This is a genomic window from Streptomyces sp. P6-2-1, from assembly GCF_050613165.1.
Classification (GTDB): domain Bacteria; phylum Actinomycetota; class Actinomycetes; order Streptomycetales; family Streptomycetaceae; genus Streptomyces.
This window is the reverse complement of record NZ_CP192513.1, coordinates 6455116-6469064: the sequence shown is the minus strand read 5'-3', so window position 1 is coordinate 6469064 and position 13949 is coordinate 6455116. Positions and strand designations below refer to the sequence as shown.

10 protein-coding genes are annotated in these 13949 nt (G+C 72.7%); 1 reads left to right on the top strand and 9 read right to left on the bottom strand.

The genetic code is table 11. From position 1 onward, the window contains the following. Window positions 1-6 precede the first annotated feature (6 nt). The 9 genes from ACQYWQ_RS27285 to ACQYWQ_RS27245 all read right to left on the bottom strand — a co-directional run bounded on the left by ACQYWQ_RS27285 (window position 7) and on the right by ACQYWQ_RS27245 (window position 11304). Window positions 7-858, bottom strand: coding sequence for a hypothetical protein (locus tag ACQYWQ_RS27285; RefSeq protein ID WP_431038291.1), 852 nt, complete (start codon window positions 856-858; stop codon window positions 7-9). Then, window positions 852-2000 carry a galactonate dehydratase gene (dgoD, locus tag ACQYWQ_RS27280; protein WP_431038289.1) on the bottom strand — a complete coding sequence of 383 codons (1149 nt, stop codon included), beginning with the start codon at window positions 1998-2000 and terminating at the stop codon, window positions 852-854. The genes ACQYWQ_RS27285 and dgoD overlap by 7 nt, the downstream gene beginning before the upstream one ends. Next, entirely contained in the window at window positions 1997-2761 is a 765-nt protein-coding gene (locus ACQYWQ_RS27275; RefSeq protein WP_431038287.1) for a FadR/GntR family transcriptional regulator, read from the bottom strand. The genes dgoD and ACQYWQ_RS27275 overlap by 4 nt, the downstream gene beginning before the upstream one ends. A 49-nt stretch (window positions 2762-2810) precedes the next feature. Next, window positions 2811-3569 carry an SDR family NAD(P)-dependent oxidoreductase gene (locus tag ACQYWQ_RS27270; protein WP_431038286.1) on the bottom strand — a complete coding sequence of 253 codons (759 nt, stop codon included), beginning with the start codon at window positions 3567-3569 and terminating at the stop codon, window positions 2811-2813. Next, entirely contained in the window at window positions 3566-5797 is a 2232-nt protein-coding gene (locus tag ACQYWQ_RS27265) for an alpha-galactosidase (RefSeq protein ID WP_431038284.1), read from the bottom strand. The genes ACQYWQ_RS27270 and ACQYWQ_RS27265 overlap by 4 nt, the downstream gene beginning before the upstream one ends. After that, window positions 5794-6663: a carbohydrate ABC transporter permease gene (locus ACQYWQ_RS27260; protein ID WP_431038283.1), complete on the bottom strand. Its 870-nt coding sequence runs from the start codon at window positions 6661-6663 to the stop codon at window positions 5794-5796. Before ACQYWQ_RS27260 ends, ACQYWQ_RS27265 begins: the two co-directional genes overlap by 4 nt. Next, window positions 6660-7601 (bottom strand): carbohydrate ABC transporter permease, encoded by a 942-nt coding sequence (locus ACQYWQ_RS27255; RefSeq protein ID WP_431038281.1) that lies wholly within the window; start codon window positions 7599-7601, stop codon window positions 6660-6662. The genes ACQYWQ_RS27260 and ACQYWQ_RS27255 overlap by 4 nt, the downstream gene beginning before the upstream one ends. A 1-nt stretch (window position 7602) precedes the next feature. Beyond that, on the bottom strand, window positions 7603-8898 hold the full coding sequence (locus ACQYWQ_RS27250) for an ABC transporter substrate-binding protein (protein ID WP_431038279.1): 1296 nt from the start codon (window positions 8896-8898) through the stop codon (window positions 7603-7605). A 246-nt stretch (window positions 8899-9144) separates the two neighbouring features. Then, window positions 9145-11304: a glycoside hydrolase family 27 protein gene (locus ACQYWQ_RS27245; protein ID WP_431038277.1), complete on the bottom strand. Its 2160-nt coding sequence runs from the start codon at window positions 11302-11304 to the stop codon at window positions 9145-9147. Between the two features lie 220 nt (window positions 11305-11524). Between ACQYWQ_RS27245 and ACQYWQ_RS27240 the strand changes: the two genes are divergently transcribed. Beyond that, a complete protein-coding gene (locus ACQYWQ_RS27240; RefSeq protein WP_431038275.1) occupies window positions 11525-13942 on the top strand; it encodes a glycoside hydrolase family 95 protein in 2418 nt (805 codons plus the stop codon). Window positions 13943-13949: the final 7 nt, after the last annotated feature.

Sequence of the window (13949 nt, the reverse complement as noted above, 5' to 3'; positions counted from 1 at the left end):
GCGCCCCTACGGCTCGTCGGCCGCCGCCTCCACGGTCAGGCGCCAGCGCACCTCGCCCGACTCCGGTACGCGGGCGGACTCGTGGGCGCCGGCCGCGGCGAGGTCGAAGACCCGGCCGAGCATCGGCTCGACGCCCACGGAGCGGTACGGGGCCTCCTCGGGGAAGCCGCCGAGGTTGCGCCACAGGGCGACGGAGACGGGCTGCCCCTCGGCCTCGACGCGCAGGCGCAGCGCGTGCGGCCCGTCCCGTACCACCACATCGGGCACCTCGACGACGGCGCCGACCGCGGTCCCGTCGTCGGGCCCGAGCCGGTCGACGCGGTGTCCCTGGACGGTGGGCCACTCCCCCGGCAGCCAGCGGTCACCGCCGTCCGGGTACAGCCGCAGCGGCGCCCCGGCCGGAAGGACGATCCGCGCGTCGGCGGAGAGGTCGAGGAGGGCGTGCGCCGCCCACAGGAAGGAGTAGCCGGGCGCGGCCGTCAGGCGGTAGTGCGCCACGAGGACGCGCGGGTCCGGCCCGGGGGCGAGGCGCCGCGAGAGACGGAAGTCCGCCGTCGCGACGGATTCCTCGCCCGCGGATCGTCGCCAGGCCCTGCTCCACACGTCGCCGTGGTCGGGCAGGCCGCGGATCGTGGGCAGGCACTCCTCCAGGCCGCCCGCGTCGGCGAAGGCGTCCCCCGGCCGGACGCCCGCGCGACGGGGTTCCTCGCGGTGCCACAGCCACTCGCGGCCACCGGCCCGCAGCGAGGTCCACCGTCCGCCGTGCGCGGGGTCCGTCGTGGCCCGCGTGCGCGGCTCCTCCTCGCCCACCACCGGCGCCTCCCGCCGATCGCCGCCCTCCCCCTTCCCGCTCACCATTCCGCGAAGGCCCCGTCCTCGTGGCGCCACACGGGGTTGCGCCAGCGATGGCCGTCGCGGTCGGCCGCGCGCACCGCCGCCTCGTCGATCTCGACGCCGAGACCCGGTCGCGTCGTGCGCTCGGCGTGCCCGTCCACGAAGCGGAACGGCTCGGGGTCCAGCACCCAGGACAGCAGGTCGGCCGCCTTGTTGTAGTGGATGCCCCTGCTCTGTTCCTGGATCAGGAAGTTCGGTGTGGAGAAGGCGACCTGGAGGCTGGCCGCGAGTGCCACCGGGCCGAGCGGGCAGTGCGGGGCGAGCAGGGCGCCGTAGGTGTCGGCGAGCGAGGCGATACGGCGCACCTCGGAGATGCCGCCCGCGTGCGAGAGGTCGGGCTGGGCGACGGCGATGCCGGCGTTGAGGGCGGGCAGGAACTCGGTGCGCCCGTAGAGCCGTTCGCCGGTGGCGATGGGCACCGGGCCCGCCGCCGTGACGAGACCGGGGAGCAGGTGCCCCTGTTCCGGCAGCAGCGGTTCCTCCACGAAGAGGGGGTGCAGCGGCGCGATGGCGTGCAGCACGCGCCGCGCGGCCGCCGGGGCGAAGCGGCCGTGGAAGTCCACCGCCACGTCCCGGCCGCTCCCGAGGACCTCGCGCGCGGTGGTCACGCGGGCGACGACCTCGGCGGTCTCCTCCGGGGTGCCGATGGCGCTCGTACGACCGGCCGCGTTCATCTTGACGGCGGTGAAGCCCGCGTCGACCTGCTCCTGGATCTCCTCGGCGAGCCGCCCGGGCTCGTCGCCGCCCACCCACGCGTACACCCGTACCCGGTCCCTGACCGGTCCGCCCAGCAGCGCGTGCACCGGGACGCCGTACGTCTTGCCCGCGATGTCCCACAGTGCCTGGTCGACGCCGGCCACCGCGCTGGAGAGGACCGGGCCGCCCCGGTAGAAGCCGCCCTTGGTCATGACCTGCCAGTGGTCCTCGACGCGCAGCGGGTCCTTGCCGACGAGGTACTCGGCGAGCACGTCGACGGCCGCCCGGACGACTTCCGCCCGCCCCTCGACCACCGGTTCCCCCCACCCGACGATCCCCTCGTCGGTCTCGATCCGGCAGAACAGCCACCGGGGCGGGACGAGGAACGTCTCCAGACGGACTATCTTCACGAGGTTTTCCGGTCCTTCGCAGTAGTACGGTCCACCGGGGCCTGCGGTCCTTCCGGCGGGTTGTGGACCTTGCCGAGGTCGCGCAACGCCTGGTCGAGCAGGGCGCGCATGGCCCGCTCGGCCCCGGCGGCGTCGCCCGCCCGTATCGCGTCCACCACGGCACGGTGGCTGGGCAGCGGGTCCTCGCCGAGCGAGGAGGAGTGCACGATCTCGTCGCGGTGCGCGAGCCCGGACTCGATGACCATCTCCATGCGGTCGAGCAGCTCGTTGTGGGTCGCGGCGAGCAGTGCCCGGTGGAAGGCGAGGTCAGCGGTGACGGCGTGCCGCGCGTCGCCGTCGGCGCCCATCGCCTCCAGCGCGGCGTCGAGCGCGGCGATGTCGGCGTCGGTACGGCGCAGCGCGGCGAGCCGCGCCGCGGCGGGCTCGATGATGCCGCGCACCTCGTTGAGGTCGTGCAGCAGTCCGTCGTCGGCGCCCGAGCCCGCGCTGTCGGTGAACTGCCAGCGCAGGACGTCCGCGTCGAGCAGGTTCCAGTGCGCGCGGGCGCGTACGAAGGTGCCGCGCTTCTGGCGCGCGTCCACCATGCCCTTCGCCGCGAGCACCTTCAGGGACTCGCGCAGCGTGGTCAGGCTCACGTCCAGCTCGGTCTGGAGCCCGACCAGGTCGAGGGTGGCCCCCTCGGGGAACTCTCCGCTGAGCACCCGGCGCGCGAGCGTCTCCACTGTCTGCCCGTGCACTCCGCGACGCGCGTATGGCGTCATGTCGTTCTCCCTCTCAGTTCGTGCGGGCCAGGACCCGGCTGCCGACCACTCAAGCGGACGCCTTGACGACGCTCCAGCCGCCGTCCACCAGAAGACTGGCACCGGTGACGAAGCCGGCTTCGTCGGCCGCGAGGAAGGCGATGGCCGCCGCCACCTCTCCCGGTGTGCCGAAGCGTCCCACCGCGGTCTCGGCGACGCTGCGCGCGCGGTCCTCGGGCGAGACCCTGTCCCACGCGGCGGTGAGGACCGGCCCGGGGAGCACCGTGTTCACGCGGACCTCGGGCCCGTACTCGACGGCGAGCTGACCGCCGAGCGACAGCAGCGCGCCCTTCGTCGCCGCGTAGGCCGGGTGGCCAGGGATGCCCTTGTGGGCGTGGACCGATGAGGTCAGCACGAGCGCGCCGCGCCGCTCCCGCAGGTCGGGCAGGACCGCCTTGACGCCGAGGAAGGTGCCGGTGAGATTGACCGAGAGCTGGCGCTCCCACGAAGCCAGTGTCAGCTCGTGCGCGGGCAGCACCTCGACCGTGTACGCGTTGCTCACGAGCACGTCGACAGGACCGAAGCGGTGCGCGGCCTCCAGGACGCGGTCCCACGCGGCGGCCTCGGAGACGTCGGCGCCGACGAAGGCGGCGCGTCCGCCCCCCTCGCGTATCGCGGCGGCGACGTGCTCACCGGCCGCCTCGGCGACGTCGGCGAGCACCACGGCCGCGCCCTCGTCGGCGAGCCTGCGCGCGGTCGCCGCGCCGATGCCGGACGCGGCACCGGTGACGACGGCCACCTTGTCGGTGAATCGGGCTGCGCTGTTCATGGGCGTGTCTGCTCCTTCGGACGGGCCGCGCGCGAGGCGGCGGGGGTGGCGGCGGTCCTGCGCGCGAGCCGGGACAGGACGACGAGTTCGGCGTCGTGCTCCGCGCTCCAGGCGAAGGGCAGCCCGGCGTGCAGGAGGTGGGCCGCGCCGTACTCGCGGCCCGAGTTCTCGTCCCGGTACCTGTCGGCCGGGTCGAGACCGCGCAGCCGCAGCCGCGCGGGGCGCCCGGGAATCAGCGGGGCGCCGTCCAGGCGCCCGGTGCTGAGGGCGGTGACCACGATCCTGCCGCCGTCGGGGGCGGTGTGCTGGGTCCCGTACGTGGCGTCGTCGGGGGTGCCGAGCAGGTGGACGTCGCCGTGGTGCACGAGGGTGCGCACGTCCTTGTACCGCGCGATCCACTCGGCCGCGCGGGCGCGTCGCGCGGCCGGCCACCGCCGGATGTCCGCGCCGATCCCGAGCACGCCGGACAGGGCGCTGACGAAGCGGAAGTCGAGCGACCGCGGGCGGGGGTCGAAGATGCCGGGCGAGTCGGTCACCCAGGCGCTCATCGTGTGCGGGGCGTGGGCGTGCAGGTAGCCGTACTGGATGGCGAGCCGGTCGAGCGGCGCGGTGTTGTCGCTCGGCCAGACGACGTCGGTCCTGGCCAGGGTCGCGTGCTCGACGCGCCCGCCGCCGCCCGCGCACCCCTCGACCGTGACGTGCGGGTGCCGCTGCCTGAGGTGGTCGAGCACGCGCAGGTACCCCGCGACGTGCTGGGCGTCGAGATCGGTGTCCGCCGGGCGGGTGCCGGGCCGGCCGCGTTCGGTCGGGGGCCGGTTCATGTCCCACTTCAGGTACGAGACGGCGTACTCGTCCAGCAGCTGGTCGAGCGTCGCGAGGACGAACTCCTGCACCTCCTCGCGCCCGAGGTCGAGCAGCAGCTGGTTGCGCACGAGCCGCGAGGGGCGCCCCTCCACGCGGTACACCCACTCCGGGTGCTCCGCGTACAGGCGTGAGCGCGGGCTCACCGCCTCGGGCTCGACCCAGAGGCCGAAGTCCATGCCGAGGGCCCGTACCTCGTCGACGAAGGTGCCGAAGCCCCGGGGGAAGGCCGCGGGGTCGGGGTGCCAGTCGCCGAGTCCGCCGGTGTCGTCGTCGCGGCCGGGGAACCAGCCGTCGTCCACGACGAACAGTTCCACGCCCATGTCGGCGGCGGCGCGGGCCAGTTCCAGCTGCGAGTCGGCGTCCACAGCGAAGGAGGTGGCTTCCCAGGAGTTGTAGAGCACCTTGCGGGTGCGCTCCAGGCGGTCGCCCGACAGGTGCCGCTCGTAGCGGTGCCACACGCGGGAGAGCCCGCCGAGTCCTTCGGGGCTGAACGCGCAGGCCAGGCGCGGAGTGCTGAGCGTCTGTCCGGGGCGGAGCAGCACCGCGCCCTCGTGCGGGACCCGCCCCGCGCGCACCCGCACCACGCCGGGGGGTTCCGCGTCGGCGCTGATGTGCCAGTTGCCCGACCACTCCAGGGCGATCCCGTAGGTCGGGGTGTCGCCCTCCTCGGGCAGGGCCGCGTCCTGGACGGCGAGCCAGGGGGCGTAGGCGTGTCCCGGCACTCCCTGGGTGCTCCCGATCTCGAAGCGGCCCCTGGTCAGTTCGGTACGGGTACGGGTGAACTCCTGCGCCCACTGGCCGCTCAGCGCGGTCAGCCGTGCGCCCCGCGCGCCGACGGGTACGTTCACGGCCGCCGAGTCCAGCCGCTCCAGGCGCAGCGGCTCCGCGCCCGTGCAGCTCAGTTCCGTCCACCGCAGCACGACGTCGGTCCCCGGCACGCACGCGTAGCGCAGCACGACCCGCAGGCCGATGTGCTCGTCGCGGAAGGTGAGGGCGAGGGCGCGGTCCTCGTCCTGCTCCGCGGCCTCGAAGCGCCACCACACCCCGCGTTCCCCGTCGGGCCGGGCCACGACGAGGTCGGCGCCGGTGAAGGGCCGCAGTCCGCTCGGGATGTACTCGGCGGGGGCCGCGTCGGCCGGGGTGAGGAAGTGGGTGCGGCGTGACCAGTCCAGCGGCGAGGGACCGTCCTCGGCCCCGCGGGGTCCCCAGACCGACAGCTCGGGCCACCGCCCGGCGGCGGGCCCCTCGCCGTCCCCGTCGCCGCCGAGGGTGACGGCGTAGACGGTCCGTTCGGTGCGCAGCACCCAGCGCGGTTCCCCGGTGGCGGTCCCGTGCGGCCCGCTCGTGGTCTCGTTCGTGCTCACTTGACGGCTCCCAGGTTGAGTCCGGCGACGAAGTAGCGCTGAAAGCGCAGGAATACCAGGACCGTCGGGGCCGCGGCGATGACGGAACCGGCCGCGATGACGTTCCACATCGAGACGTATTCGCCCTGGAGACCGATGAGCGAGGCGGTGATGGGCATCCTGGTGTCGGTGCGCAGCACGGTGATGGCCCACAGCAGGTCGTTGAAGATCCACGTGAAGGACAGGGCGCTGAGGGCGGCCAGCGCCGGCTTGGCGAGCGGCAGGATGATGCGCCAGTAGATCTGCCCTGGACCCGCTCCGTCGATCACCGCGGCCTGCTGGATCTCCGGGGGGATGGCCCGCATGAAGCCGTGCAGGACGAAGACGTAGAAGCCCACTCCGAAGCCGACCTGGACGCCGATGAGGGCGTACAGCGAGTCGTACAGACCGAGCATCTCGCTCAGCTTGGAGACGGGAATGAGCAGGATCTGCGGGGGCAGCAGGTTGCCGCCGAGCATGAGCAGGAGCAGGCTGCGCCGGCCCGGCACCTCGTAGCGGCTGAGGGCGAAGGCCGCCGCGGAGGCGAGCAGGAGGGAGAGCAGCAGCGTCGGGATCGTCACCAGGAGGCTGTTGATCAGCGCCCGTTGCTGGCCGCCCTCGGTCCACGCCTGGCCGAAGCCGTCGAGGGTGAAGGAGTGGGGCAGGCCCCCGAGTCCGTGCGCGGCGATGTCGTCGAAGGAGCGGGTCGCGGTGACGAGGACCAGGATGATCGGCAGGAGCCACAGCAGGGAGAGGAGTCCGGCGCCGAGGTGGAAGCCCGCGGTCGCTGCTCTGCGGCGCAGGAGGACGCCACCCACGGTGTTCCTCGTGGTTCCCGGGGCGCTCATGCGTCCGCCTCCCTGAAGGCACGCACGAGGTAGGAGGCGATGACCCCGAAGGCGAGGACGAAGATCACCACGGCGAGGGCGGAGCCGTAGCCCAGCCGCAGGGACTGGAAGGCGGTCGAGTACATGTAGGTGCTCAGCAGTTCGGAGGAGTGGTAGGGGCCGCCGCGCGTGAGGGCCCACATCACGTCGAAGGAGCGCAGCGAGTCGATGACGATGACGGAGAGGACCACCGCGTTGACGCTGCTCAGTTGCGGGAGGGTGATGTGCCGGAACTGCTGGAAGCGGGAGGCGCCGTCCACCTTGGCCGCTTCGTACAGCGCCGGGTCGATGCCCTTGAGCCCGGCGAGGTAGAGCACCATCACGTAGCCGATCTGGCGCCACAGGGCGGGCACGATCACCGCGTACAGCGCGGTGTGCTTGTCGGCGAGCCAGGAGCGGGTGAGGTTTCCGAGCCCGACGCTGTCGAGGAGGTTGTTGATCAGTCCGTCAGGCTGGTACATGGCCTGCCACACGAGAGCCGTGGCCACGAGGGAGAAGACGACGGGCAGGAAGAGCGCGGCGCGGTAGAAGCCGACCCCCCTGCGCTCCTGCTGGAGCAGCAGTGCGGCGCCGAGTCCCAGCAGTGCGGACAGGCCGCCGAAGAGCAGCAGCCACAGCAGCGTGTCGATGACGGCCGTGTGGAAGATCGAATCGCTCAGCATCTCGCGGTAGTTGGCGAGGCCGACGAACTGCGGCGCCGAGACGCCGTCCCACTTGGTCAGCGAGAGGTAGAAGCCCTGGAGGGCGGGCCAGAAGACCCAGAACGCCTCGGCGAGCAGCGGCACGAGGACGAAGGCGAGGACCAGGGGCGGGACCCGGGTCCCGCTCCCGCGCCGACGCCGTGCGCGTGCGGGCTTCCGCTCGCCCTTCGCGGGAGCTTGCGCGGTCAGGAGCGCCATGTCACTGGCTCCAGATCTTCTGCGCGTCCCGCTGCCACCGGGTGAGGACGGAGCCGATCTTCTTCGGCTCCGCGAGGTAGTGCAGGAGGGCGGTGTCGGCGGTCGGGGCGAGGGCGTCGCTGGAGTCCCTGTTGAAGAACTGCGTGAGGTCGGAGGCGGATTCGATGAGCGCCCGGCCCTTCTTCACCAGCGGGGTGCCGCTGTCCTTGGCGTCGGGGTGGGTGGGCAGCGAGGTGCCCGACGAACTCTTGAGGTAGGTCTCCTGGGCCTCCGCGGTGGCCAGGTAGCGCAGCAGTTCCTTGGTCTCCTCGACCCGGCCGCCGTGCGCGCTGGCGAAGTACCCGTCCGTCGGGGCCTCTTCGACCAGCGGCAGCTTCGGGTCGATGACGGGGAAGCGGAAGAAGTCGATGTCGTCCAGCTGGTCCTTGGGCGTGGAGTCGGCGAAGAAGGTGCCGATGAGCATCATCCCGGTACGGCCCTGGAGCAGCGCCGTGGTCGCGTCCTGGAAGGGGAGGGCGGTGCCGTTCTTGTCGAAGAAGGGCAGGGCCTCGTCCCAGCGGTCGAAGACCTTGCGGACCTCGGGGTCGTCGAAGCGGTGCTTGCCCGCGAGCAGGGCGCGGTGGTACTCGGCGCCGTTGATACGGACGTTGAGGTAGTCGAACCACGAGGAGGCGACCCAGGCCGTGTTGCCGCCCGCCCCGAGGCCGATGGGGGCGACACCCTTCGACTTGAGCGTGTCGCACAGGTCCAGGAACTCGTCCCAGGTCTTGGGCTCCTTGACGCCCCACTTGGCGAAGTGCGACTTCCGGTAGAAGACGCCCCACCAGTAGTACGTCGAGGGGACGAAGACCTTCTTGCCTGCGGCCGAGGTGCACAGGCTGTGCAACGCCTTGCTGTAGCCGGACAGTTCGGGCTTGGTCCAGATGTCGCTGACGTCGAGGAGCAGGTCCTTGCCGGCGTACGCGTCGGCCACCGAGCCGGGGTACCAGGTGAGCACGTCCGGCGGGTTGGCGGAGGTGAGGTACGTGGGCAGCTGCGTGCGGAAGGTCTCGGAGGCGACGGTGTTGAGCGTGGCCTTCGCGCCCCCACGCTTGCCGAAGGCGTCCACGACCTTCTGCATGGCGGCCTTGGCCTGCGGGGCGGACAGGTTCGACTGGAGGGTGACCGCGCCGCCCTTCTGCTGAGCGCTGCCGCCGCTACTCGAACCGGAGGTGACGCAGCCGCTGAGCAGCGCGGCGGCGCCCATCGCGGTGGCGCCGGTGAGGACGGCACGACGGCTCGGTACGGGGGTGTTCATGGATGAACTCCTAGAGGGCCAGGGAGAGATGGCCGGAGGAGGCGAAGCCCGGGCCCGTCTCTTGGCGGGCGGGTGTTCGCTCGGCGGATACAGAGTGACGAACGCCTGAAACGCTGTCAATATTAATTAGGATTTTATTTCTTATTAACGATCGCGGTCCGACGGTGCCGAGGGCGCGCCGGAGGAGGGCGGCGCCCCCCGCGGGGAGGGGCGCCGCCCGACGCGTTCCGGTAGGCGGACGTCGGGTCAGAGCCGGATGATCCGCACCTCGCCCGTGACGCCGCGGAAGGCGGCCAGCACACCGTCGCCCTCGGCGGCGAGCCCGGGCGCGCCCGAGAGCGCGGCGCTCGCGAACTCCGGACGCCTGGACCAGTCGGACCAGGTGTCCTGCCCGGTGCCGTCGGTCACGAGGGAACGCTGCCAGACCGTGTAGTCGCCCGCCCGCGCGAGCAGCCTGACGGTGTCGCCTCCGGCCGACAGCGCGGGGCTGCCGCTCACGGTGCCGCCGAGCGAGGACCACGCGGACCAGTCGCCGTCCGTACCGCGTACGCGCGTCCACATCGAGTCGTCGGTGGCGCGTACGACGACGTGGGTGCGGCCCAGGGAGTCCACGACCGCGGCCGGGTCGTCGTAGAGGCCGAGCCCGGGCGGCAGGCCGAGCGAGGTCCACCGGCCGTCGGGACGCCGGGTGACGAGTTCTCCCGCGGCGTCCCGGGCGAAGAGCTGCGGGCCGAGCGTGCCGGAGGGCGCGGTCACGGCCGGGGCCGAGGTGATCCTGCCCCCCGCGACCTTGGACCACGCGCCCCAGCGGTGCCCGTCGAAGGTCCTGCGGTACGCGTATCCGTCCGTGCCGCGCACGGCCACGTCGATGCGGCCGCCGGGGGACGCCGCGGCGGCGGGCCGCCCGACGATCCGGCCCCCGACGGGCCCGCCGAGCCGGGCGCCGCCCGTCAGGTGCGCCGCGTCCCTGCCGCTGAACTGCCGGAGCCCGCCGCGCTCGTCACGTACGAAGACGCTGACGCGACCGCCCGCGTCGCGGACCAGTGAGGGGTCCGCTTCGGAGCGGACGCCGAGCGGGGTGCCCGGAGCCGTGTCGCGGCCCGCGAGCGACAGGAAGGCGGTGCCGTGGGCGGGCACCCGCACGGTGTACGAGCCGCGGTGCGCGCCCCGGTCCTTGCGCGCACGCAGGTCGCGTACCCGCACCGTCCCGTCGAGTCCGGTGTCGGCGAAGGAGACCGTGCGCTCGGCCGCCTCGTCCGAGCGGTTCAGGAGCACGACCGCGCGGCGCCCCGAGCCCTTGAGCACCTTGCTGTAGACGTCCCCGGTCGCGTCGCTCGCGACGCGCACGCCCTGGACGGCCAGCGGGTCCTGGTCGACGGCGATGATCTCCGGGTTGCGCAGGGTCTCCGTCATCTCCCGCGACAGGGTGCGCGGGTCGGAGCCGATGACGAGCGGGGAGGCCATCTCGGCCCACATCACGAACTGCGTCGTGGACTCCTCCTGCGTCAGCTCGGTGGTGCCGTCCGGGAGCGGGCGCATGGGGATCAGGTAGTCGGGGTCGTTGTAGTGCCCCGGGCTCTGGGCCTCGGGGTGCCAGGCGTTGCCGTCCATGTTGCGCAGGACGTTGGGCCACTGGCCGGTCGAGGGCTGCCCGTAGGCGACATCCGTGCCGGTGCGCCAGGAGTCGGCCGTCGTGGGCCCGTAGGTGTAGGCGTTGTGGGCGTCCTGGGCGGGCGTGTGCGGCACTCCCCAGTCGTCGGTCAGCGGGTTGCAGAGGTTGAGCAGCATGGGCCGCCCGGTTGCGGCCACGGCCGCGCCGAACTCCCGGAAGGCGGGCTCGGGGTCCGCCTTCTCGGTGATGCCGCACAGGAAGTCCACCTTGATGGCGTCGAACTTCCAGTCGGCGAACCGCTGCGCGTCCTGCTGGTAGTGGCCCCGGCTGCCGAGCCCGCAGGTCTCGCCGCCGTCGTAGGTACCCGCGTCGGTGTAGATGCCCGCCTTGAGGCCGCGCGCGTGCAGATAGCTGACGAGGGAGGGGATACCGGAGGGGAAGCGCCCCGGGTGCGCGACGAGTTCGCCCGCGGAGTTCCTCGGCTCGTCGGCCTGCCAGCCGCCGTCGAGCCAGACGATGTCGTACCCGCTCTTGGCCAGACCACTGGACAGGAGGTGGTCGGCGACGCTCTTCACCTCCTTCTCGGTCGGCGCGCCGAGCCCGAAGTACGTGTTCCAGCCCATGTACGGCGTGGGCGCGAGCGGACGTTCCGCCTTCGGTACGGCCGGGGACGCGGCGGGCGCGGAGGCGGGAGTGCCGGCCGGTGCGGAGGCCTGTGCGGCGGGGGTGAGGGCGCCGACGAGTGCCGCGGCGAGCAGCGCGGCAGAGGCCGTTGTGGCACGTGAGGGTGTCACTGGTGTCTCCTGACGGGTTGGCTGCCCCAGACAGTGCGGGCACCGGAAGACCCTGTCAACGTTTCTTACTAATAAACTAAAAAACGAGGAACAGCGCCCGGAGTCGGCGGGGAAGCAGTGCCGTCAGAGGTGTTGATTACGTTAATTATTAGATTTACGGTGCACGGCGCAGCGCCCCCACCTCACCCCCACCCCCACTCCCCGCACTGGAGCCGCGCCCATGCCGAGCCCCAAGACGCCGCCCGCGCCCGCGGGTTCGTACCCGAGCCGCCGCGGCCTGCTCGCTGCCGGCGCGGGCGCGTTCGCCGCGATGTTCGCCCTGCCCGCCTTCACCGCGCGCGCCGCCGAGCCACCACGCCCCGGCAGCACCCCCGCCGCTCCCGAGCCGCCCGCACCACGGCTGTGGTACTCCTCCCCCGCCGACGACGCCCGGATGATCAAGGAAGGGCTGCCCCTCGGCAACGGCCGCCTCGGCGCCCTCGTCGGCTCCGCACCCGCCCGGGAACTCCTCCACGTCACCGACGGCACGCTGTGGACGGGCGGCCGCAACGACGTCCTCGATCAGGACGGGCAATTCCCCTACGGACGCGAGGACTTCGGGTCGTTCACCCAGCTCGCGCTGCTCACCGTGACGCTCGAAGGGCACGCGGCGGGTTCCGTCTCCGGCTACCGGCGCGAACTGGACCTCGGCGACGGCGTGGTGCGCACGCGGTACACGAAGGACGGCACCACCTACGCGCGGGAGGTGTACGCCAGCCACCCGGACGACGTGATCGTCCTCCACCTCACGCGCGAGGGGAAGGGCACGCACTCCGGCCGCGTCGAGCTGTCCGGCACCCACGGCGAGACCACCGGCGCCCACCGGGCCGAAGGCTCCTGCTCGTTCACCGGCTCCTTCGCCAACGGACTGCGCTACGCCGCCGCCGTGAGCGCCCGGTCCACGGGCGGCACCGTCACCGTGACGGACGACGCCGTCGTCTTCACGGACTGCCCCGACCTCACCGTCGTGCTCTGCGGCGGCACCGACTACGCGCCCGACGCCGCGCACGGTTTCCGTGACCCGGCGGCCGACCCGCACCGGCTCGCCCGCCGCAAGGTCCTGGACGCCCTGCGGCACGATCCGCGGGTAGTGCGTGACACGCACATCGCCGACCACCGGCGGCTCTTCGGCACCTTCGACGTCTCCCTCGGCACCTCCAGCCGCGCGCAGCGCGGCCTCGACACCTGGGCACGGCTGCGCGCACGAGCGGCCGCGGGCGCCGCGCCGGACCCGGAGCTGGAGGCGACCTACCTCCAGTACGGCCGCTACCTGATGATCGCCGGCTCGCGCGACAGCCTGCCGCTGGGCCTCCAGGGCCTGTGGCTGGACGGCAACGACCCGGACTGGATGGGCGATTACCACACCGACATCAACGTGCAGATGAACTACTGGCCCGCCGACCGCGCGGGACTGCCGGGCTGCTTCGACGCCCTCACCGACTACTGCCTCTCCCAGCTCCCGGTCTGGACCGAGGTGACCGCCCGCACCTTCGACGACCCGCGCAACCGCTTCCGCAACTCCAGCGGAAAGGTGGCCGGCTGGGCCGTCGCCTTCTCCACCAACATCCACGGCGGCTCGGGCTGGTGGTGGCACCCGGCCGCCAACGCCTGGCTGTGCAACACCCTGTTCGCGCACTACGAGTACACGCAGGACCGCGCCACGCTCGCCCGGATCTTCCCCCTCCTCAAGGGCGCCTGCGAGTTCTGGGAGAGCCGGCTCGTCACCACGACCGTCGACGACCCCGCCACCGGGCGCACCCGCGAAGTGCTGGTGGACGACAAGGACTGGTCACCCGAGCACGGCCCGCAGGACACCCGCGGCAACACCTACGCACAGGAACTGGTGCACGCCCTGTTCGGCAACTACGCGCGGGCGTGTGCCGTCCTGCGCCGCGAGAGGCGCCACGCACGGACCGTCACCGACCTGCGGAACCGCCTGTACCTGCCGCGCGTCAGCCCCACCACGGGCTGGCTGGAGGAGTGGATGTCCCCCGACAACCTCGGCGAGACCACGCACCGCCACCTCTCCCCGCTCATCGGCCTCTTCCCCGGCGACCGGGTCCACCCCGCGCACTCCTCCCCCGAACTCATCGCCGGTGTCCGCGCGCTGCTCACCGCGCGGGGCATGGACAGCTACGGCTGGGCCAACGCGTGGCGGGCCCTGTGCTGGGCGCGCCTGGGCGAGGCGGAGACCGCCTACCGGCTCATCGCCACCAATCTCGCCCCGTCGTCCGGGACGAGCAACGGCACGGCCCCGAATCTCTTCGACATCTACCAGGCAGACGCCGAGCGGGGCATCTTCCAGATCGACGCCAACCTCGGCACCCCCACCGCGATGCTGGAGATGCTGCTGTACTCGCGCCCCGGCCGCATCGAACTGCTCCCTGCCCTGCCCGCCGCCTGGGCGGAGGGACACGCACGGGGCCTGGGCGCCCGCGGTGCCTTCAGCGTCGACATGAGCTGGTCCGCGGGAGAGGTGACCCGCGCGGTCGTCCGCAGCACGGGCGGCACAGCGGTCACCGTGGCGGCCGGGCGGCACGAGCGCTCCGTACGACTGCGGCCCGGCCGGTCGGTGACCCTGACGTTCCCCGGCCGGTAGGCACCTG